This is a genomic window from Parabacteroides sp. HGS0025 (assembly GCF_000969845.1).
GTDB classification, from domain to species: domain Bacteria; phylum Bacteroidota; class Bacteroidia; order Bacteroidales; family Tannerellaceae; genus Parabacteroides; species Parabacteroides gordonii.
The window spans coordinates 61881-81641 of record NZ_KQ033902.1 but is presented as its reverse complement, the minus strand read 5'-3'; the positions used below and the strand labels follow the sequence as shown (position 1 = coordinate 81641).

Sequence of the window (19761 nt, the reverse complement as noted above, 5' to 3'; positions counted from 1 at the left end):
TCACAGTCTTTGAAAAGATTGTGACAGGTAATTGTTACACTTAAATTTCTGGAAAAATGAATACAAAACTTATTACTTCGTTTGCCGCAATCATACTAATTATCAGCAGTATTATTAGTGTCGGCTGTACTGAAACACAAAAGCCGGTTCAGCTAGAGCTCCGATCTTCTCCCTGGAGTTTTACAACCCGGGAAGCTCCACTAAATACCCTCACACAACAGAATGCAAAAGGTAATTTTACATCACCGGGGGATAGTAGTAGTTTCACTATTAAACTGCAGACCGACCTGAAAAAAGTCGCTTCAAAAAAATCGTTACTTACAATTCCGGGCGTATTGGAAGTAAATACATATCAAAACGATCCGGAAGACCGCAAACAACAAAACTATCCGGCCTACCCTATGGCTGATGGTTCCGTACCTGTATTGGAGGCTTCCCTTCTGCTCCATTTACCGGTTCAACCGGAAGAAGCCCGTTATATGCCGGTCGGTATTCCGTTGGCAATGCTGGATAAGCCTGAAGGAGAACATGAAATCGTCCTTCATTTTTCAGGGGTTCGATGGACTATATACGTCGACAATGAACTCCTGGATAATGACTTTCCTTTAGGTTATCCGCAATGGGGAGAACAAACGACCTGGGAAATAGATCCTTCTCTTGTTTCAAAAGCGGAAATATATTTTCCGGGAATTGAACCTCAAAAAACAAATTTAGATACACCACGCACCTCACCGGAAATCCAATACTGGACACCAGAAGGCCATAATTCCTGGGTGGGCGATGTAGCAACCTTCTTCTATCAGGGACGTTATCATGTATTTTATTTGTATGACAGACGCGGACATGCCAGCAAATTCGGCCGGGGAGGCCATTATTTCGAGCATATCTCAACAACCGACTTCAAGACATGGACAGAACATGATGCAGCCACACCTATTGAAGAACAATGGGAAACATTAGGTACAGGTACACCTTTTGTTTTTAACGATAAACTTTGTATCAGCTACGGCCTTCATACGACCCGTATTTATCCAAAAGAGAAGACAACCTTACCACAGTTATGGGATTACTATAATGAACATGGTGCAACAGGCTCCTTCCGTTACGATACGCTATCCGGATTCCCTGCCGGTTCGACCTACTCTATCAGCCAGGATGGTATAAGCAACTTCAAAAAGACACATATATTATTCCACCCATGCGAAAACCCTAGTGTGTACACCGATCCGGAAGGACGTTTACGTATGTTGGCCAACTATGGAGCCAAAGGAACCTGGGAGTCCGGCTCAATCGATGGTGGTTGGTGGTCTGTCAATCCCGGATTTCCTCCGGGAGGTGATTGCACATTCTTTTTCCGCTGGGGAAATTTTGATTATGTAATCGGTGGATTTACCGGCTTATGGTCAAAACCATCCAATGCCGGTGAGGATGAATATACGGATGTAGTCAAACAAGGACTGGATTTTTATAACGGGATGTGTGTACCGGCCATCACAGAAATTGCTGGCGGACGCTTCCTGATGGCTGGTTGGATTCCTATGGTTAACTGGGGCGGGACATTAAACATTCATGAAATGATCCATTACCCTGACGGTCGTATCGGAACAAAATGGATGGAAGAAATTATTCCAGCCACTCAAAAGGCAAAAACTCTGGCTAAAGAAATAATGGAGCCATCTTCCTTTAGTGTTGAAAACCCCTCATTTATGCTGACATTCGATGTAGAGCCAGGAGATGACCTGTCCGGGAAACTCGGAACTTTACTTCTCGGTGCCGACGAAAACGATCACGCCTGTGAAATCCAGGTTAGCCCCAAAGAGAAGAAAGCACAGTATGGGAAAGGTAATCTTCAGAAATTCTCAGAAGCAGAAAAGACATTACGTGAAGGAGGTTATCCAAACCAGGCGCGTGATTATGCCATTGAAAACCTGATCGATACCGACAAACCATTTACAGTTCGTATGATTGTTAAATATGAGGACAAATTTGGCGGTTCACAAATAGATACGGAAATTGCCGGCCAACGTACCATGATATCTTTCCGTCCGGGTTTAAAAGTAGAGAAATTACTTCTTCGCTCAGAACAAACCGGAATTAAAAATGTAAAAATAGCATCTCTCAAATATTAATGATGCTCATTGAAATCTCATGCAGGTTTCAAAATATACTCCCGGCGGAATTAAAGAAGGTTCATTATATAAGAAAATATGAACTAAATTAATTCCGCCAGCGAGTATTCTTATTGTTATTAGCGTTCGCAAGGAACCCTAAGGATCGTAAATGAATTAGGCTGACAAACCATTTCGAAAGAAGAATTCAGGCCTTTCAGTTTTGTTTCTACCGGAACTACTTTCTCCGGATCGGCAAAGCTGTTTTCTGCATCCGGATTTACGGAGCCTAAGGTAATCTGCGTTCCTTCCGGTTGTACTGATTTTACATTTGCCAGATTGATGGAAGTACTCCAGGGCGTATTCTCTCCATTCACCAATTTGATCACGATTTCGTTAGTAGCCTTATCATATCCTGAAACCGCATAATGACGGATCACCGGTTGATACGTATATTCATACTCCAGCTGGTTATCCAGATAGCATTTCCAATGGTTCCCTTTCACTTCAACACGAACATCATACCAGTGATCCGTATGCACGCTCGTTGAATTACGGTAATCGAACAGGGAAACATTCCCGGCAGCATTCCTTTCACCAAAGATTACAGACTCGTTCGTATGGCTACCGATATCGGCCATATAATACTGTTCCTCCCCTTTGGAACCGAAGAAGATACGGAAACCTTCGCGTCCTTCGATCTTCCGTGCTTTTAACTCGATCGTGCAATCGCCAAGCTCTTTTCCATTCAACCAGAGATAAGAGTCGCCTTCTACCTTCGACTGTTTCAGAACTCCGTTATCCACCTTCCATTCACCTTGTGAGGCAGTCCATGCGGAAGCCAGATCGTTCCAGTCTGTCGAATAGAATGTTTTGCCATCCTGAGTCACTTTAAAGTCTTTGAATTCGGCTACCGTATTGCAGGTTCCGATACCAACAATTCCTTGTGTCTGGAAAACAGGTTGTGTTTCGGCAGGAAGAACCTGTGTTTTCAGATTGACGTCCGGACGGTTCTCGGAGAACATTTTCAAAATATGATAGTTGGTACGGCCATATACCGAGTCATTCTTTAAAACGATCAGGTGATTACGCCCATGCCCGTCTGCATTCTCCAACAGAGGAGCGTAAGAAACCAGCTGCACTTTATCGGCATTGCGTTCCACGCCGGTCAGGTAAGCGGCTTCAGCCAGCGAAGAATATAAAGAAGAACGTCCGGTAGCGGCATATTCACCTACATAGATCTTATAGGGATAATCCGCCGGAAGTTTATCATACAGATCCCCGTTACGATAGAACCAGTCGGCTGTCTCATAGTAATGCGGGTCGATAATGTCGATAGGGCCGGCTTCTTTCAGGTACGGGCTGAACATCAGGGCACAGATCGGTGTGATCTGAGGATATTTCTCTTTGATGGCGGCATAGAAACGTTTGTAGTTGGCCGCATAGCGGGAACCGATGTTCTCGTTTCCTATCTCAACATATTTCAGAGGGAAAGGAGCCGGATGTCCATTCTCCACCCTTTTCTTTCCCCAGTAAGTTTCTGCATCGCCAATCGCATATTCAATAGCATCCAATGCTTCCTGGATCAATCCGTCCACCTGGTTATCATCGTAGAAATCCCCGTTACGGAACAGGCAGGACATACCGGCGTTGCAAACGAACATACCGTCGGCATGCACGTCCTCGCAGAATTGTAGGAATTCATGGTATCCGAAACCATACGTACTCCGGTAACCCCAGAGATTATATTCACCCGGACGGGTCACAGGATCACCGATCGTTTCTTTCCATTTGATCCGGTTTTCCATAGTCAGACCTTCCACAATACAACCACCCGGCCAACGGATAAAAGCAGGATGAAGATCAGCCAATGTTTCGGCTACATCTTTCCGCATACCGTTCGGACGGTTCATAAATGTTTCTTCCGGGAACAAAGAGACATAATCCAGGTACACGTTTCCTTTATTCTTAAAGGTAAGTGCCAGGCGGTATTTGTTTCCTGTCGAAGCAGACACAAGTGCGCCTTCATATTTATGCCATTGGTTATCCTTCGTGATCTTAAAGCTTTGCGAAGCTGCCGGCTGTTCGTTTTCATCGATCAAAGAGACAGTTACCTCTTCATTGCTGGCTGCATCAGCTTTCAGGTGAAAAGCCAGTTTATAAGAACTCCCTTCGGTAAGAGCCATATTCCAGTAGCCTTTGTTAATAACCTGTATGTCTCCTGCCGACTTACCCAGTTCCAACTGCAACGCATGGGGCGTAGCCGGATGCAGGGGTTGGTTATCCACGATCTTATAAACAGGCTGACCGGCCGCACAAACCATCTGCCAGCCATTCATCGCCTTATCATCCTGCCATTTTACCTTGAAATTATTGATCGAGTCATTCGAATAGCAAGGCAAGCTTTTAGCCACTGCATATCCATCCTTGTAAGTGGTTCCGGAAGGCAGGTTACCGTCTTCAAATCCACGGTTTACAACCATTTCCGCATATAATCCTCCATCGCCGGAATGAGTGATTTCCTCAAAGAACACACCATACAACGAAGAGGGCACCTCTGCTCCTTCCTGTGCGACATCGATAATAATCTGATCCGACTTAGTACAAGCAACCATCGACAGGCACAACGAGAGCCCTGCCAACCAACCTTGTCTTTTATTCCATTTATTTTTCATTGTATTCAAAATTGATTTAATTATCTACATATTCTACGGTTTGTCGGCATTGTATATCTTCCGCCGACTTTGCAAACATAAATTCAAACTCGCCCGGCTCCGTAACATATTCCATCCGGGAATTCCACAAGCCGAGTTCTATATAGGGTATTGAGAATGTAACACGTTTAGTTTCGCCTGGTTTTAGTTCTATCTTCTTGAAACGTTTTAAAGCAATTACCGGGGTAGTGACACTGCTCACCTTATCATTTACATAAAGTTGCACGACTTCTTTTCCCGTCCGGTCACCGGTGTTCTTCACCTGTACGGACACCTCGATGCTTTCTTTACCGAAAGTTTTCTTTGAGACCTGCATGTCGGAATACTCGAAGGTGGTATAAGACAGACCAAATCCGAAAGGAAATAAAGGTGCCGGTGATGAAAACACATAATCACGTCCGGCCTTTTCTTTTGTACCCGGTTCGCAGTTGATCCCTTTGGCTGAAGGTTTATAATCATAAAAGACAGGAATATGTCCGACAGACTGGGGGATCGTCGCATTCAGGCGACCGGAAGGATTCACTTTGCCGAAGAGGATATTGGCAATCGCTGCACCTCCCCTTTCACCCGGATACCAGGCTTCCAGTATCGCCGGGACATTTTCTTTCTCCCACGAGATACTCCACGGACGGCCATGCACGAGAACCAGAATAATTGGTTTCCCGGTTTCCTTCAAAGCCTGTACCAGTTCACGCTGTACTCCCAGCGGATTGATATCGGTCAGGTCATATCCTTCCCCGCAGGTAAACGGATCGCCCACTTCATTCTCGCCCGGCCCTTTTCCCCAGCCTAACCCGGAAAGGATCACACTGGTTCCACCTAAAACGACAACAACAGCATCACTCTTTTCTGCTGCTTTGACCGCTTCCGGAAAGCCGTCTTTACTCAATCCTGAAATATCGCAGCCTTTGGCATAATGGACATTCACCTGATTTCCTACCGCCTGCCTGATACCTTCCAGGACAGTTATCCCCGTTTTATTATCGCGTGTATAAGAGTAATCACCGTATTGCACCTGATCCGCATTCGGACCGACCACTGCTATATTTTTCAACCGGCTGATTTCCAGCGGGAGTGTATTGTTCTCATTTTGCAATAAGATGATGGATTCTTCTGCCACCTTCTGCGCAAGCGCTATATGAGCCGGAAGATGAACCCTTTTCTTTATATTGGCTACATCAGGATAAGGTTTCTCAAACAAGCCGGCCTTAAACTTAGCAGTCAGGATGCGGCGCACCGAATTATCAATCAGCGATTCCGGGACTTTTCTGTCTTTCACCAATTGAACCAGATGTGTAAAGATATCCGGGCGGGCAGCTTCCAGGTCGACACCGGCCGTTACTGCCATTTTTGCCGCTTCGGCTTTATCTTTGGCTACATTATGAAAGTTATATAGTTGGGACACACCCCCGTAATCAGAGAAAACATATCCCTGGAAATCCCATTCGTCACGCAGAACCTGCGTCAGCAAAAAATGATTTGCATGGGCAGGCATTCCGTCCACCTCATTATAGGAAGGCATCACCGCATATACGTTTGCATCTTTTACTACTTGCTGAAAAGGAGGCAAATGAAGAGCCCGCATCTCCCGTTCACCGATCGAAGACGGTGCCAGGTTGATACCCGCCCACGGCTGGCTGTATCCGGCGAAATGCTTGGCCGTACACATCAGTTTACCGGCAGGAATACCGATACGAGTCTGTTCCGGTTTACCTTGCATACCGGTTACAAACGCCGATCCCATCCGGCCTACCAGATAAGGGTCTTCGGCATAGCACTCTTCATTCCGACCATAACGGGCATCGCGGATCAGGTCGAAAAGAGGGGATAATGCCTGGTCTACTCCCGAAGCGGAAGCTTCATAGGCAATAACAGAAGCCATCTCTTCTATCAATTCCGGATTCCAGGTGCTCCCCTGAGCTATGGCCTGCGGGAATATGGTCGCCCCGTAAGCCAGTTGACCGTGCAGACATTCTGCTATCTGGATGGGAGGAATACCCAAACGGGTATTTTCCCGGGCATGACGTTTGGCACGCGCCGATTGCTCGACAATCTTCTCCAGGCTTTCAAAAGGGCTGTCGCAAACACCGTATACAGCCGGCGAACGCGGGAAATCACCCAATCCGGTCATCGACATTTGTTCCACCTTTTCTTCCAGTGTCATACGGCCAAGCAGGTCTTCGACACGATCTTTCACCGGAGCTTTCGGATCTTTATACAGTTGCGGATAAACTGCCTGTCCGCAAAAGACTGCCAAAAGAATACATATACTTTTTCTGATCATATATTGTTCTTTATAAAAAAAGGGCAAAAGCTCTGTTTGATAAATCATCCAAAAAACTTTTACCCTTTTTATTATTTACATTGAATGATTACCAACCGGGATTGTTCGGCAGTAATTTCGGATTCGTATCTGTTTCGGTAGACGGTATCGGCCACAGCAGATATTTCTCGTCGAATGTAATGCCGCTTTCGTTAGCAAAACTATTATACGCATCGTAGCTGTTTGCCTTTACATTATAAGCTTTACGGGTACGCTGAATATCGAAATAGTCTTTATTTTCGAAACACAACTCATGTGCGCGTTCTTTCCATACAGCCTGCAGGAAATCATCTTTGCTCAATCCGGAAACAGGCGCCAGGTTGGCACGGCTGCGGATAGCATTCACCATATCGTAAGACAACTGGTCGGGAGCCCCGTTTGCCTGAGTATAAGATTCTGCATAGATGAACATTACTTCCGGCAGACGGTATAAAGTAAAGTTGATATCACACTGGCCGGTCTTTGTCGCACCTTCTATATCATAATATTTATACAAGGCCGGAGAACCGAATTCGATAATATTGGTCTTATCGTCACGATGTCCGTCTTTGGTGAAGAACATTTCCTTTTCTTCCGTTCTCTTATCCCCTTTTTCATAAGAATAATAGAAATCCCAGGTAGGCATCAAAGCACCGAACTCGTCATAGATCTTGATGATCTGTTTCATGGTCGGAACGATCATGGATGTGATCTGGTTGGTGGTGATACCTTCCTTATATTGCACCTGGAAGATCAACTCCCCTTTGTTCTTATTATCGTCGTCATGCAGTTTTTCATACGAGTCGAACAGGGAATACCAGGCTGTTCCGGCTGCGCTTGCGTTATAATCCGGACTGGTTGGAGAGACGCAATAGGATTTGTCCAATACTTCTTTAGCCTTTTCGTAAGCCAGTTTATAGTATTCGGCTCCCTTATTCAACGGAGCACCGGCCATATATTGATAGACATCGGCCATAATTGTCTTTACCAAACCTAAAGAAACACGGCCGGTACGGTCGGTTTCCGGCAAACCGGATTCTTCGGCTGCCTTCAAATCGCTCAAGATAGATTCGAATACCTGTTCCTGAGTCGAGCGCTCAGGATACAAATTTTCAGAGTCTGACGTTACAGGTTCCAGAATCAAAGGTATATCGCCGTACAGACGTACCAGATAGTAATAGTAAAGGGCACGCAAGGTATAAACTTCCCCCATCAGGCTCTTCGTATCACCATTTACCTTCTGAATACCCGTGATACACATATTACAATCTGCAATCCCTTCATAAAAACCTTCCCATATATTTTTGAAAGAAGGGCTGTTTGTTCCTGTCGTATGGCGGATATAACCGTTGTTATAGGTACTCTGTCCTAATGTAGTTGCATGACCGCACAATAATTCCAGGGTTACCCAGGGGCCTTCACCATAACCGTCATAAGCCTGCAAAGCTCTCAAACGTTCATAAGCACCATCTACGGCAGTCTTTGCCTGATTAATGTTCTGAAAATAACTATCCTGGGTAAAGTCCGTCTTAGGATTTTCTTGAAGAAAATCCTCACAGGAGGTACCTCCTGCTAAAAGCAAACCGCTTAAAGCGAATATATAAAATTGTTTTACTGTTCTTTTCATGATCGATATTGATTACGTTAAATTAAAAAATTGCACTAAGACCGAAGGTGTAGCTTCTTGCTTTCGGATAATCGTAGAACTGAATATTCTGTGAGAATCCGGTATCCCAGGTAGAAACTTCAGGATCATATCCGGAATAGGATGTGATCAGGAAAAAGTTCTGGGCAGAGAAAGAAACACGCAGTTTGGAGAAGCCAATTTTATTGATCAGCGTTGTTGGTAAAGAATAACCGATAGAGATATTCTTACCACGCAGGAAGGAGCCGTTTTCAACCTTATGCGAGTCGATCAGCGTAGTATATCCGGCACTGGCCAGACGAGTCTGTGCGATCGGAGTATTCTGGTTTTCTTCTGTCCAGGCATTCAGCACGGTCTTTTTGGAGTTGGCAATGCTGGTACGGTCTTCCGAAGAGTGATTGGTATTATTCAGTACGTCAGCACCTACGGAATACTGCAATTCCAGAGAGAAATCGAAGTTCTTATATTGCAGGTAGTTGTTGAATGTACCATAGAAGTCAGGTGTACCGCGACCAATGATCTGTTTGTCGGCATCATTGATCTGGTTATCATGATTCAGGTCTTCATGTTTCAGGTCACCCGGTTTCTTGCCATATTTAGCAGCTTCGTCCGCTTCATTCGTACCCCAGGTTCCTAACAACTTATAACCCCAGAATGAACCGACAGGCTCTCCGACACGAAGAATAACATTCTTACCCAGGAAGTCCGGATCAACCAGTTTATCTTCATTATTTACACCTAATTGGGTAATCTCGTTTTTCAGGAAAGAGATATTAAACGAAGATGACCACTGGAAATCGTTTGTCTTGATGTTTACGGTATTCAATGTCAGTTCTATACCTTTATTTTCCATGCTACCGATATTCGACATCATAGCACGTTTACCGCTGGTTGCAGGAACCGGAGCTTCATACAAAAGATCTCTCGTCTTTTTCAGGAAGAAATCGAGTTCCATAGAGATACGGTTATCCAATACGCCCATGTCGACACCGACGTTCCACTGTTCTGTCTTTTCCCATTTCAAATCCGGGTTTGCCAGCTCTCCGATCACCATACCCGGAGCTCTCTCGCCTCCAAAAGTATAGGTTGTCGAACCTAACATCGCCAATGAACGGTACTGGCCGATATCCGAGTTACCTGTCAAACCATAGCTTAAACGGAGCTTCAAGTTAGACATCCAGTCTTTCGTGTTTTCCATAAATGCTTCATCAATAACACGCCATCCCAGTGCGGCAGACGGGAAGAATGCATACTTGTTATTCTTACCGAATTTGGAAGAACCGTCCACACGACCTGTAACAGTCAATAAATAACGGTTTTTCAGGTTATAGTTGATACGGGCAAAATAAGATTCCATCTGCCATCCCAGATAACTGGAAGCGATAGATTGCGTTTTTGCCTGCCCAAGATTGTTCCAGCTGAAAAAATCGTCTGATAAATCCGCACCGGTCTGTTCCATGCGTGATCTGTGATATTTCTGGTATTCAGCACCGATCATTGCATTGATCGAGTGATCTTCAGCAATAACGGTACTATAAGTCAGGTGATTTTCCCATTGCCAGAAACGACGGCGTTCGCTGTTGACATTCGCCTTGTTTTTACCCATACCGGTACGCAGGCTGATTGTTGTCGGAGCAAAGATAAATTCATGCCAATCGGTATTGGAAGCACCTAAAGTCGTTTTAAATTCGAGCCCTTTCATAAACGTAATATTAGCATATACGTTTCCGTTGAACACGGCACTCTTATTCAGCCATTTCAATTCACTTGCCAGGCTGGCAGGCGTATCGGCATCTTCCATACCGGCAAAATCGGCAGGACGTGCAAAAGTTCCGTCAGCCCATTTAACAGGAATGATCGGAGTTGTTTCGATCATCGTTCTGGGAATATTTCCCGAACCCTGTTCCTGATCCTGGAAGCTCTCGCGGATATCACTGAAGCTCAACATAGTTCCGACCTTCAACCAATCTTTAACCTTCGTATCCAGATTAAGACGTCCTGAAAAACGTTTTTTGTAAGTCGATTTCAGGATACCCTGATCATCCGTATAATTCAGGAAAGCAGCATAAGATGTCTTTTCCGTACCTCCGGTGAATGACAGGTTATGGTTCTGACTTATCGCTACACGGGTAGCTTCATCTTGCCAATCCGTATCGTACAGAGGTTTACCATTGGCATCGAACAATTCGCGGTTACCGTATGTATTGCCAACTTTATAATGTTCGCGAACATATTCAGGACTGAACGAAGTGTATTTTCCAGACTTCCATCCCTCCGGGTCAAACTTTTCTGCATTCTTATAACCAGTATCCCAAACGCTCATAAACTCTTCCGCATTCAACACATCGATTTTGCGGGCCAGTTTACTAACTGAAAGATTGGCATCATAGCTGATGGTCGGCTTTTGTCCCAGTTTTCCTTTCTTTGTCGTAACGATGATAACACCGTTTGAACCGCGTGTACCGTAAATAGCTGTAGAAGAAGCATCCTTTAATACATCGATCGATTCGATATCGTTCGGGTTGATCGCATCCAGGCCGCCACCTTCCCATACGACACCATCCACTACATAAAGCGGGTTACTGGTGGCATTGATAGAGCTATAACCACGAATCTGTATGCTGGTTCGTCCACCGGGGCGACCTGAGTTGGTCGATACGTTCACACCGGCCACACGTCCTGCCAAAGCCTGTTCGACAGTCGTTGCCGGACGTTCCATCAACTTCTCCGATTTGATATTGGAAACAGAACCTGTCAGGTCTGATTTCTTCTGGACACCGTAACCGACCACAACAACCTCATCCAGGTTCTGTGTATCTTCTGCCAGTTTAACGACGATCCGGGAATTGTTTCCCACCGGAATATCTTTCGTCAAATAACCGATATAGGAAATAGTTATAGTAGCCGAAGCCGGAACTTCCAATGAAAAGTTTCCATCGATATCGGTAACCGTACCGATAGTAGTTCCTTTGATGGTGATATTAGCTCCGATAATAGGTTCTCCCAGATTGTCTGTAACGATACCCGTTATAGTACGGTTCTGCTGCTGAACAGAAGCAGTCATCGCTTTTTCAGATAAAATGATCTGTTTATCTACAATCTGATATTCGACATTCGTATTCTTGAATATCTGCGATAAGATATGATTGATATCCCCTCTGTTCACCTTCAGGTTGACAATCCGGTTAACATCCACGGTATTATCTCTGAAAAGGAACGAAAAACCTGTTTCTTTTTCAATCTGGTCGAGCGCTTGTTCAACCGTTACATTTTTCAAAGATAACGAGAGTGAAGTTGTCTGTGAATAGGATACTCCGGCATATAGCTGAGCAGCCAATAAAAAGGAAAATACGACACTTAACTTCATAATGCGGAAAGATTTAAGCAAACATCGGGCATAGTTACCCTTGCGTAATTTAAATAACTTCATAACTTTGTAAATGATTTATATTTATTGTTTTTTTGACAGGTTGGCGCCTGTCAAAAGATGTTTCACACGGGCAAGAATAAGTTGGCGCTTATTCTTGCTTTTTTAAGGTACATTTCTTTCTCTACACCATAGGCATATTTGATTTAAGTATAACATTATATTATTTGTTTCTATTTTTGATACACATCGATCCGTCCCCGGGCAAAGGAAGAGTCGTTGTTCTGTTCCAGCCCTTTCACAGTCCACTCAATAGGTGTTGTCAGCTTCAGATAGTTCAGGATCTGCTCTACCGTCTCTGTCGTAAACGCTGCGCGATACCTGTATTCCTTATCGTTACTTTTATGCAGTACGATATCTACATTATACCGTTTGGACAATCTCTTCAATACCACATCCAACGGGGTATTTCTAAAGACTAACCGCCCGTCTTTCCATCCTATTTTCTCTTCGAGGTTCACGGTCGAGACCGTAAACTCGCCTGTTTCTTTATTGAACAAGGCTTGTTTCTCCGGATCCAGGGAAACAGTCTTATCCCGGCTGATCACGTCGATCTTTCCATTTGCCAGAACAGCCTCTACACTGGATTCATCCTCGTAAGCATTCACATTAAATTTAGTTCCGTAAGCCATGACTCTGATCCCTTCATCTGTTGTAACGTAAAACGGATGCTTCCGATCCGACTGAACTTCAAAATACCCTTCACCCGACAGTTTCACATCCCGCTCCTTGGCATTGAAAACAGAGGGATAACTTAACGAACTGCCCGAGTTCAACCAGACAACAGACTGGTCGGGCAAAACCAACCGGGTGACTGTGCCGGGAGCCGAGCTGACCTGATTATAGGTAACCTGTGCCAGTTGTCCTTTCTGTTCCATATATAAATAAGAAAAGACAATCGACGAAACCAACAACGGTAACAACAAAATAACGGCCACGCGGGAAACAGCATGCATATAAATGTGGCGCGTTTGCTTCTTTTGTATCCGCTTGTCCATCCGCATATATCCCTTCTTCACATCTACTGACCGATATTCCAGAATATCTTCGGAGAGTGCCTTTATTTGTTCTATCGTATTTTTATGATCAACCATTTTCGAGCCTTTTTATAATAGAGACACGTGAAAACGAAAATCACGACAACAAAATCCGTTTTTTTTCAAAAAAAGAAATACATTTGTCACATCATGGAAAAGGAACACGCTGGCGCAGTTAATATTGAGCTCTTATTATGGAACATTTCCACGAATGACGACGAGAGTTCATTTCGTAATTTATTCGAATATTATTACCCGGCATTATGTCTCTATGCAAAGCGCTTTATCAAGGAAAGAGAAACCCGGGAAGACATCGTTCAGGATGTATTTTTTTCTATTTGGGAGAATAGGAAACATATCTCCGTGCAAACTTCCGCCAGGAATTATTTGCTGACTTGCGTACGAAACCATTGCCTGAATTTCCTTCGCCACCAGCCCACAGAGTCTTTCGACCAGATCATACAAGAGAATATTCCGGTATATGCCGAAAACAATGACGATTTCTATACGCTGACCGAATTGCAGGAGCTACTGGCCAAAGCCCTTGCCAAGCTCCCGGAAGATTATCGCCGCGTATTTGAGTTAAATCGCTTTGAAGATAAAAGTTATGGTGAAATTGCCGAGTCGATGGATATATCGACACGGACAGTCGAACGCTATAAAAATAAGGCGATCGAGCTTTTGAAGAAAGAGCTGAAAGATTACCTGCCTCTTTTCATCGGCCATTTATTTTAAAATCCGGCTCTATCCCCGTTCTCTCTGCCTGCATGAATAAGCAGACTCTCTGCAATTATTAAATCAAAAGGTGTCGTTATCTTTATATTTTCCCGATTTCCGGAGACCAGACGGATCGTTTCACCCATCGCTTCCACGACCGATGCATCATCCGTAAAAAGAGAGGAGAACTCCTGTCCGTAAGCTTGCAACAATAAACCGGAACGGAATACCTGCGGTGTCTGTACCGCGAAATAACGGCTACGATCCACCGGGTGAGAGCCTTTCTCATCTGTTTCACGCAACGAGTCGATCATTGGCATAACAGGGATAGCCGCCCCCTTTTTCTCCGCTTCATCAAAGCAGGCTTCGATCACTTCGGGCGAAACAAACGGGCGTACGCCGTCATGCACTGCGACCAGGACTTTTTCATTTCCTTCGGATGCATTTTTAATTTCTTCCGAAAGGAATTCCAATCCGTTCCGGACGGAATGAAAACGCGTCTCCCCGCCATTGGCAATCCGATGAGGCACTTTACATCCGATTTCCCGGCAAAGCATATTCCAATAAGGCTGATGATCTTCCGGAAGCACCAACACCAGTTCGGCCGAAGCATCCCAACGGTGAAACGCTTCCAGCGTATGCATCAGGACAGGCTTCCCTTCGAGCGGGATAAACTGCTTGGGAAGGTCGCCGCCCATCCGGAGACCTTTACCTCCGGCCACGATCAATACATATCTGCGCATTACTCCAATTCCTCCAGTACCTTTTTAACCTCTTCGTCCACCTTATATAGTTTCTCTTTGCACAATTTGATCAGGCGGGTCGCTTCCTTCACCTTCTCGGAAAGGATATCCACATCCAGTTCGCCGTTTTCAATGTCGGCCACGATCTTGCGCAGTTTCTCTACCGCTTCGTTGTACGTTTCTTCTTTCTTTGTCATATATCGGAGTGATTTATTTTTTAACGATACTCTTTACATCACCGTCTGCAAACCGGGTAACCAGTTCGTCACCGGAAGCCAGATCGGTTGCGTGTTTAATTATTTTGCCGTCTTTAAGAGCCAGGCTGTATCCGCGTTTCAGTACATAATCGGGAGAAGCCATCTTGATGAACTGTTCTGTCAACTGGATAAACCGGGTTCCTTCTATGATCCGGGAAACTGTCCGATTCTGCAACTGCATCTGCAATGTATCCAGGGTTGAACGGCGGCGCGACAACATAGCCGAAGCCGACACCGGGAGTTTATTCCCCAACAGCTGTAAAAGGGAGCGATTCCGCTCGATCCTGTTGGTAGCGATAGCAGGAAGACGGGTACCCAGCAATTGCAGGAAGTTCCTTTGCTTCAATAATATACCGGTAGCCAGTTCGCTTACCTCCTCCTGAAGCTCTTCCAGATCCATCGCAGCCGCATCCATACGCCCGATTAGGAACTCAGCCACAGCCGTCGGCGTTTTCATCCGGGTATGGGCTACCATATCCAGGATCGTATCATCACGTTCATGGCCGATACCGGTAATAACCGGCAACGGGAATTGTGCACAGTTAGCCGCCAGTAAATAAGAATCGAAACTATTCAGGTCGGACGTCGCCCCACCGCCACGGATAATCACCACCACATCAAAATGATCGAGATGTTGATAAATACGATCCAGTGCCATAATGACCGACTCCTCCGTCCTTTCCCCCTGCATCAAAGCAGGAAACAGTTTGGTATAAAATGGATAACCGGACTTATTATGTGTCAGCTGATTCAGAAAATCTTCATATCCTGCCGCCGTCGGCGAAGTGATAACAGCAATACGTTTGGGCAATACCGGAAAAGGCAATTCCTTATTGAGCGTAAACACCCCTTCCTCTTTCAACTGACGGATGATCTCCATCCGCCGCCTCAACATATCCCCCATCGTATAGGCCGGATCGATATCCGTCACGGTCAGGCTATATCCATATAATTCGTGAAACTCGATGGAGACCTTCACCAGCACTTTCAGTCCGGATGCGAACAATTGCCCCGTCTCCATTTCAAAATAAGGCTTCAGCATCCGGAACGTTTTCGCCCAGATTGAGCCCCGCGCCCGGGCAACCAGTTGTCCGGTCACCGGATTCTTTTCTATAAACTCCAGATAGCAATGGCCGGAAGCTGCATTTGTCCGTACATCGCTCATTTCGGCACGCACCCAGCAAGTACCCGGAAAAGCTTCGCTGATAGCTCCGCGTACCCGGTTATTTAGTTCCAGCAGGGAAAACTCACGGCGTTCATTACCCGTATATTCCGGATCAATGTTCAGTCCTGGCATATTGAAGTCCTTTCTTATAGGCTTTATACATATTCGGGATGCCATATCCCAGTTCAGCATCAGGCCGTTTGGATTGGCTCGAGACCTGGTGCAGTAAATCTATAATATCTTTATTGCTCAGCCGCGGTAATGCCTGCCACAGGCAAACACCCAATCCGGCCAGGATAGGCGTGGCAAAAGATGTTCCGCTGGCATAACGCACATTACCTTTCGGATCGATCACACAACTACCGGAGCCCAAAGCCACCACATCCGGCTTCACCCGGTAATCGGCCGTAAACCCGACAGAGCTGAATATACTCTTTTTCTTTTCTTCCGTTATCGCCCCTACTGTCAGCACATCCGAAGCGTCCGACGGGAAAGTGATCTTCCCCCAGATTCCGTTTCCCTCATTTCCTGCACTGCAAAACATAAGGATACCTTTCTGAGCCGCCATATGAGCCGCCTGGCTGATCAATGTCGTCTTACCGTCCAGGGCAGACTGATCGTATGACAATTCATCCGCATCGAAAGCAAAATACCCCAGGGAAGATGTGATCACATCGACACCCACACTATCGGCATACTCCACTGCGGCAGCCCAATAGTCTTCTTCTATCGGATATTCCGAATCGCTGTCTTCGCTTTTGATCAGCAGATAGGACGCTTTAGGCGCCGTCCCTACCATGATACCCGGCATATCGGCAGCCAGGCAGGATAAAACCTTCGTTCCATGATCATCGGCATTATATACGCTCTGTCCCGGATACACCACATTGTGTGTACCGATCAGTTTCAGCGAATCGAATACGCTGATACGGTCTACATTCTGGAAACCGGCATCTATCACGGCCACCCGCATTCCTTCACCCTGGAATCCAGCCTCATGCAGTTTTACGCCATTAAGCATTTTAATCTGCTCCCCGGCATATCCGTAGCGATCCTTCAGCGGAGTCTCCGCCGGGAAGAAACGCTCTTCCTGTTCCGCTTCTTCAGCCGTAACCACATTGCTTCCTTTCCAGACCCATTTAACCGAATCGACAATAGCCAGTTCTTTCAAGCGGTCGGCAATAGTGCTGTCCCTGCTCGTCACCACCACGGTCGAAAACCATTTGCTTTGCACAACCGGTTCGGCACCGGCCGACACCAAGGTGTCCAGATAAGAACGTGCTATCGGAAGATCCGACACCGATACCGGCGTACCTGTTTTCTCCCGACGCTGTATGGATTCTTTCGAAAGGAATGCTTCCGGCTGGTCAAGCGTATAGCCGGAATCGCCTTTATCTTTCAGATAGACACGGAAACAATAGCTTTCTCCGGCAGCAAGCCACGAAGAAATGCAACTTAATAATATGACAAGTCCTAAATATTTTTTCATGGAATAAACAATACTCAACCCTACAAAGGTAATAATTGCTATGGAGATAAAAAAGCCCGGCTTCTCGTCAGGAGGGCCGGGCCATCTATAATATTACAAATTATTCGTTCACATTGCAGATAGGGATCTCACGTTTCACGCTCTGGCGTAATGAGATCAGCGTTTCTGTAGCTGTCACCCCCGGTATTTCCTGTATCTTAGAGTTCAGAAGCTCCATCAGATGTTCGTTATCACGGGCATACAATTTGATAAGCATTGTATACGGACCGGTAGTAAAGTGGCATTCAACCACTTCGGGTATTTTTTCAAATTCCGGAACCACGTCCTTATACATAGAACCACGTTCCAACTTAACACCGATATACGTGCAGGTATTATATCCCAGAATTTTAGGATTAATATGATAACCCGATCCAACGATCACATTCATATCAATCATGCGCTGTACCCGTTGATGAATGGCAGCACGAGACACACCACACTCTTCAGCTACATCCTTAAAAGGAATCCTGGCATTCTTTGAAATAATGTTCAATATCTGCCGATCCAGCTTGTCTATTTTCTCCATGTTTTCTATCGCTTTATTATACGCTCTAATTTATTTATATATCAAAAGTATATAATTATTTTCAACAATCTATCATTCTGAAAGAAAAAAGTAGCAAATAAATAATAAAAGCGGGCAATTAATGCTTTTCAGCATAAATTACCCGCTCCTTTATCTACTAAAATGAGAAATTACTTTTTCTGATCGTCTTTTACGATATCCAGTAATTCCACTTCAAATTTCAATACGCTGTTCGGTTTGATACCACGAGTTCCGTGTTCGCCATAAGCAAGTTCAGAAGGAACCCAGATCACATATTTAGAACCAACCGGCATGATCTGCAGGATTTCAGTCCATCCTTTGATCACCTGTCCAACGCCGAATACAGCAGGTTCGCCACGGTCTACAGAGCTATCGAATTTAGTTCCGTCCAGCAGTGTACCTGTGTAGTGTACTTTTACCTGATCTTCAGCAGTCGGTTTTGCACCTGTACCTTCAGTTTCCACTTTGTACTGCAAGCCGCTTTCTGTAGTGATAACACCTTCTTTTGTTTTGTTTTCAGCAAGGAACTTTTCACCTTCTTCTTTCACCTTGTTAGCGTCACGAGCCTGAGCTTCAACAAAATAAGTATTCAGGTAAGTCTGAGCCTGTTCCGGAGTCATTTTCATTCCGGTAGAGTCACCCTTCATAGCTGCTTCGAAACCAGCCAATAAAGCGTCTACATTAGCAGGGCCACCAGGCATACCATCCAGGTTCTGTTTGAACATGCTACCGTTAGCAACACCAATTGCATAGCTCGCGCTATCCACAGAGGATTTCAGGTTCGCGCTCTTTTTTGAGTCACAAGAAGTGGCAGAAACGCCCAATGCTACAATAGCTGTAGCGGCTAAAACACTAATCTTTTTCATTTTTCTCTATAAATTATTTTACTATGTCTAACAATTCAACATCAAATACCAATGCACTGTTCGGTTCGATCGCTTCTCCTGCGCCATGTTCGCCATAAGCCAGGTCAGACGGGATGAACAATCTCCATTTAGAACCTACTTCCATCAGTTGCAACGCTTCCACCCATCCCGGGATTACCTGCGATACACCGAATACAGCCGGTTCGCCACGCTGTACAGAGCTATCAAAGACTGTTCCATTGATTAATGTGCCGTGATAATGACATTTCACCTGATCAGAAGCGGTCGGTTTTGCACCGTTTCCTTTTTGAAGAACCTGATATTGTAATCCGCTCGGTAATGTAACAACACCGGCTTTACCTTTGTTTATGTTTAGAAATTCTTCTCCGGCTTTCTTGTTTACTTCAAATTTTTCTTTCTGTAGCTTCATGAAGTAATCGTTGATCACTTGCTTAGCTTCGTCATAACTGAGTTCAGGGGTCTGATTACCCAAAACATCTTTCATTCCCTTTACAAAGTCTTCAATCTGAAGATCATTAATGCCTGAGTTCTGGAAATTATTTCCGATACTTAAGCCAAGTGCATAACTTACTTTATCCATTCTTTTTCGTTTTCAACTAATTACAAGCTACAAAAGTAATGCTTTTAAGTACACAAACGTCATCAGAAGCTACTTTTTTATTACTTTTGCATCTGTTATGG

General features: G+C 45.0%; 14 protein-coding genes. 2 read left to right on the top strand and 12 right to left on the bottom strand.

Features of this window, described 5'->3' with window-relative positions; translation table 11 throughout:
• Window positions 1-56 precede the first annotated feature (56 nt).
• On the top strand, window positions 57-2129 hold the full coding sequence (locus HMPREF1212_RS00285; protein WP_046148014.1) for a glycoside hydrolase family protein: 2073 nt from the start codon (window positions 57-59) through the stop codon (window positions 2127-2129).
• 119 nt (window positions 2130-2248) lie between these two features.
• On the opposite strand, the gene HMPREF1212_RS00280 is transcribed toward HMPREF1212_RS00285, so the two are convergent.
• The 5 genes from HMPREF1212_RS00280 to HMPREF1212_RS00260 form a co-directional block, all read right to left on the bottom strand.
• A complete protein-coding gene (locus HMPREF1212_RS00280; protein WP_052724891.1) occupies window positions 2249-4783 on the bottom strand; it encodes an alpha-L-arabinofuranosidase C-terminal domain-containing protein in 2535 nt (844 codons plus the stop codon).
• A 16-nt stretch (window positions 4784-4799) separates the two neighbouring features.
• The gene (locus HMPREF1212_RS00275; RefSeq protein WP_046150167.1) at window positions 4800-7106 is read right to left on the bottom strand and encodes a glycoside hydrolase family 3 N-terminal domain-containing protein; all 2307 of its coding nucleotides are present in this window, start codon (window positions 7104-7106) and stop codon (window positions 4800-4802) included.
• Window positions 7107-7194: 88 nt separating this feature from the next.
• Complete coding sequence (locus tag HMPREF1212_RS00270) at window positions 7195-8751, bottom strand: RagB/SusD family nutrient uptake outer membrane protein (RefSeq protein ID WP_046148013.1); 1557 nt, start codon at window positions 8749-8751, stop codon at window positions 7195-7197.
• 22 nt (window positions 8752-8773) lie between these two features.
• Complete coding sequence (locus tag HMPREF1212_RS00265; protein ID WP_046150166.1) at window positions 8774-12136, bottom strand: TonB-dependent receptor; 3363 nt, start codon at window positions 12134-12136, stop codon at window positions 8774-8776.
• A 233-nt stretch (window positions 12137-12369) separates the two neighbouring features.
• Window positions 12370-13290: a FecR family protein gene (locus HMPREF1212_RS00260; protein ID WP_046148012.1), complete on the bottom strand. Its 921-nt coding sequence runs from the start codon at window positions 13288-13290 to the stop codon at window positions 12370-12372.
• Between the two features lie 93 nt (window positions 13291-13383).
• Between HMPREF1212_RS00260 and HMPREF1212_RS00255 the strand changes: the two genes are divergently transcribed.
• Entirely contained in the window at window positions 13384-13968 is a 585-nt protein-coding gene (locus tag HMPREF1212_RS00255) for an RNA polymerase sigma-70 factor (RefSeq protein ID WP_046148011.1), read from the top strand.
• Here HMPREF1212_RS00255 and HMPREF1212_RS00250 read toward each other — a convergent pair.
• From HMPREF1212_RS00250 to HMPREF1212_RS00220, 7 genes are all read right to left on the bottom strand, one after another.
• Window positions 13965-14693, bottom strand: a complete 729-nt coding sequence (locus tag HMPREF1212_RS00250) for a 2-C-methyl-D-erythritol 4-phosphate cytidylyltransferase (protein WP_046148010.1) — start codon at window positions 14691-14693, stop codon at window positions 13965-13967. The two genes, HMPREF1212_RS00255 and HMPREF1212_RS00250, sit on opposite strands and share 4 nt — an antisense overlap.
• Window positions 14693-14890 (bottom strand): exodeoxyribonuclease VII small subunit, encoded by a 198-nt coding sequence (xseB, locus tag HMPREF1212_RS00245; RefSeq protein ID WP_028728230.1) that lies wholly within the window; start codon window positions 14888-14890, stop codon window positions 14693-14695. The genes HMPREF1212_RS00250 and xseB overlap by 1 nt, the downstream gene beginning before the upstream one ends.
• Before the next feature lie 13 nt (window positions 14891-14903).
• Window positions 14904-16247: an exodeoxyribonuclease VII large subunit gene (gene xseA, locus HMPREF1212_RS00240; protein ID WP_046148009.1), complete on the bottom strand. Its 1344-nt coding sequence runs from the start codon at window positions 16245-16247 to the stop codon at window positions 14904-14906.
• On the bottom strand, window positions 16228-17604 hold the full coding sequence (locus tag HMPREF1212_RS00235; protein ID WP_046148008.1) for a S8 family peptidase: 1377 nt from the start codon (window positions 17602-17604) through the stop codon (window positions 16228-16230). The genes xseA and HMPREF1212_RS00235 overlap by 20 nt, the downstream gene beginning before the upstream one ends.
• A gap of 100 nt (window positions 17605-17704) precedes the next feature.
• The gene (locus tag HMPREF1212_RS00230) at window positions 17705-18172 is read right to left on the bottom strand and encodes an Lrp/AsnC family transcriptional regulator (RefSeq protein ID WP_028728227.1); all 468 of its coding nucleotides are present in this window, start codon (window positions 18170-18172) and stop codon (window positions 17705-17707) included.
• 170 nt (window positions 18173-18342) lie between these two features.
• Entirely contained in the window at window positions 18343-19059 is a 717-nt protein-coding gene (locus tag HMPREF1212_RS00225; RefSeq protein WP_028728226.1) for an FKBP-type peptidyl-prolyl cis-trans isomerase, read from the bottom strand.
• Window positions 19060-19072: 13 nt separating this feature from the next.
• Window positions 19073-19660 carry an FKBP-type peptidyl-prolyl cis-trans isomerase gene (locus tag HMPREF1212_RS00220; RefSeq protein ID WP_046148007.1) on the bottom strand — a complete coding sequence of 196 codons (588 nt, stop codon included), beginning with the start codon at window positions 19658-19660 and terminating at the stop codon, window positions 19073-19075.
• Between the last annotated feature and the right edge of the window lie 101 nt (window positions 19661-19761).

What these genes read in the sequence shown, in the direction of transcription:
- HMPREF1212_RS00280 (WP_052724891.1), bottom strand. Translation starts at nt 4,783, where the DNA reads ATGAAAAATAAATGGAATAAAAGACAAGGTTGGTTGGCAGGGCTCTCG.
- HMPREF1212_RS00235 (WP_046148008.1), bottom strand. Translation starts at nt 17,604, where the DNA reads ATGAAAAAATATTTAGGACTTGTCATATTATTAAGTTGCATTTCTTCG.
- xseA (WP_046148009.1), bottom strand. Translation starts at nt 16,247, where the DNA reads ATGCCAGGACTGAACATTGATCCGGAATATACGGGTAATGAACGCCGT.
- xseB (WP_028728230.1), bottom strand. Translation starts at nt 14,890, where the DNA reads ATGACAAAGAAAGAAGAAACGTACAACGAAGCGGTAGAGAAACTGCGC.
- HMPREF1212_RS00220 (WP_046148007.1), bottom strand. Translation starts at nt 19,660, where the DNA reads ATGGATAAAGTAAGTTATGCACTTGGCTTAAGTATCGGAAATAATTTC.
- HMPREF1212_RS00250 (WP_046148010.1), bottom strand. Translation starts at nt 14,693, where the DNA reads ATGCGCAGATATGTATTGATCGTGGCCGGAGGTAAAGGTCTCCGGATG.
- HMPREF1212_RS00270 (WP_046148013.1), bottom strand. Translation starts at nt 8,751, where the DNA reads ATGAAAAGAACAGTAAAACAATTTTATATATTCGCTTTAAGCGGTTTG.
- HMPREF1212_RS00225 (WP_028728226.1), bottom strand. Translation starts at nt 19,059, where the DNA reads ATGAAAAAGATTAGTGTTTTAGCCGCTACAGCTATTGTAGCATTGGGC.
- HMPREF1212_RS00255 (WP_046148011.1), top strand. Translation starts at nt 13,384, where the DNA reads ATGGAAAAGGAACACGCTGGCGCAGTTAATATTGAGCTCTTATTATGG.
- HMPREF1212_RS00260 (WP_046148012.1), bottom strand. Translation starts at nt 13,290, where the DNA reads ATGGTTGATCATAAAAATACGATAGAACAAATAAAGGCACTCTCCGAA.
- HMPREF1212_RS00275 (WP_046150167.1), bottom strand. Translation starts at nt 7,106, where the DNA reads ATGATCAGAAAAAGTATATGTATTCTTTTGGCAGTCTTTTGCGGACAG.
- HMPREF1212_RS00285 (WP_046148014.1), top strand. Translation starts at nt 57, where the DNA reads ATGAATACAAAACTTATTACTTCGTTTGCCGCAATCATACTAATTATC.
- HMPREF1212_RS00265 (WP_046150166.1), bottom strand. Translation starts at nt 12,136, where the DNA reads ATGAAGTTAAGTGTCGTATTTTCCTTTTTATTGGCTGCTCAGCTATAT.
- HMPREF1212_RS00230 (WP_028728227.1), bottom strand. Translation starts at nt 18,172, where the DNA reads ATGGAGAAAATAGACAAGCTGGATCGGCAGATATTGAACATTATTTCA.